This is a genomic window from Arthrobacter sp. ZGTC131, from assembly GCF_002929275.1.
GTDB lineage: Bacteria > Actinomycetota > Actinomycetes > Actinomycetales > Micrococcaceae > Arthrobacter.
On sequence record NZ_PJIK01000041.1, the window covers coordinates 1 to 1,874 of the forward strand.

At 65.5% G+C, this 1,874-nt stretch carries 2 protein-coding genes; both read right to left on the bottom strand.

Annotated features, from left to right (window positions below; translation table 11 throughout):
• The coding region (locus CXQ90_RS21580; RefSeq protein WP_104141377.1) for an NAD(P)/FAD-dependent oxidoreductase at positions 1-1,434 on the bottom strand (1,434 nt) is incomplete at its 3' end.
• Positions 1,431-1,874 (bottom strand): VOC family protein (locus tag CXQ90_RS21585; protein ID WP_104141378.1); only part of this gene is annotated, 444 nt, incomplete at its 5' end. The genes CXQ90_RS21580 and CXQ90_RS21585, both read right to left, overlap by 4 nt.

A 1,874-nucleotide genomic window follows, 5' to 3' on the forward strand; every position in this document is an offset into this window, starting at 1 on the left:
GGAGGGGCGCCCGTAGGTTTCGAGAAGCCGGAGCCAGATCTCGTTGACGGTGGGGTAGGCCGGTACGGCATGCCAGAGGCGGTCGAGCGGAACTTCTGATACCAGGGCGATGGTTGCGGCCTGCAGGAGTTCGCTCACGTCGGGGCCGGCGAAGGTTACGCCGAGCAGGACTTTCCGCTTTTCGTCGACGACCATTCGGGCGGTTCCGGTGTAGCCGTCGGCGCGCACGCTGGCGCCGGCGACGTGTCCGAGTTCGTAGTCGACCACGCGGATGTCATACCCGCGCTGACGGGCAGCCGCGGCCGTGAGGCCCACGGAGGCGATTTCCGGTTCGGTGAAGGTGACCTGCGGGACGGCCTGGTGGTCCGCAGTGGCCACGTGGGTTCCCCAGGGTGCGTCCGACACTGGTGCTCCGGTGGCGCGGGCGGCGATGACATCGCCGGCCGCACGGGCCTGGTACTTCCCTTGGTGGGTGAGCAGCGCACGCTTCGTCACGTCACCGGCCGCGTAGAGCCAGTCGAAGCCCGGAACCAGCAGGGTGTCGTCGGTCTCGATCCAACCGCCGGGGATAAGCCCGACGGAATCGAGGCCGATGTCACCGGTACGTGGCGTACGGCCGGTCGCGACGAGAACTTCCTGGGACCTGATTGTTTTGCCGTCCGCGGTCTCGACGAGGACCGCACCGCTTTCGTCGCGGGTGACGCGGGTGGTTTTCGTATCGAGCATGACGTGGACACCTTGCTCGCGGAGGGATTCCGCGACCATCTCACCCGCGAACGGTTCCATGCCGGTGAGCAGTCCATCGAGGGAGATCAGGGTTACTGCCGTGCCAAAGGAGGCAAAAACCGTTGCCATCTCGGCACCAACAACGCCGCCGCCGATGATGGCAAGACTTTCAGGAACCGACCGGGCGCTGGTTGCTTCGCGGCTGGTCCACGGGCGGGCCTCGCGCAGCCCCTCGATATTCGGGATGAACGCGTCTGAGCCCGTCGTCACGGCCACGGCATGGCGGGCAGTCAGTTCGGTGATGGTGCCGTCGTAGGCGGTGACGGTGACCTGCTTGGCTCCGGTGAGGCGGCCGTGGCCACGGACCAGTCCAATGCCGGCACTCTTCAGCCACTGCACCTGCCCCTTGTCGGACCAGTTGCTGGCGAAGGAGTCCCGGCGTGCCAGCACGGCTTTCACGTCCAGGTCTCCGGTGACGGCCTGCGCGGCCCCGGGGACTAGCCGGGCTGCGCGCAGTACCTGGGCGGAGCGCAGCAGCGCCTTTGAGGGCATGCATGCCCAGTAGGAGCATTCGCCCCCGACGAGCTCGTTTTCGACGATCACTGCGGTCAGGCCGCCCTGCACGGCGCGGTCGGCAATGTTTTCCCCGACGGCGCCGCCGCCAAGCACGATCAGGTCATATTCGGCGGAGCCGGTGTTCGTGTTCATCGTCCGGCCAGCCGGGTGTTGAGTTCCTGAAGGAGCCAGCTGTTGCCGTCCGGGTCGTTGAAGGAGGCGAAGGACAGGTAGTCGGCGCGGTCCGGGTGCAGGCCCGCCAGCCGGTACTGGTGGTCCACGTTGAGGATGAAGCCGTCCGCGTAGTGGAATACTTCGGAGACATCGACGCCCTTTTCCACGAGATCCGCCCTGCTTGCGAGGATGTCTGAGACGGCCAGAATTGTGTTCTGGAGTGAGCCTGGTGCGGCGGTGGTGATGCCCTTGCCAATAATGATTGACGCCTTTGAGCCGGGCGGGGTCAGTTGCGCCGCCCTGTAGTCCTCACTTGCGATGTAATCAAGGTCCACCCGGAAGTCCAGCAATTCGTAGAACGCCTTGGCGCGGTCGACGTCGGAAACGGGAACGAACAATGCTTCAAGCTTCAGATCCAT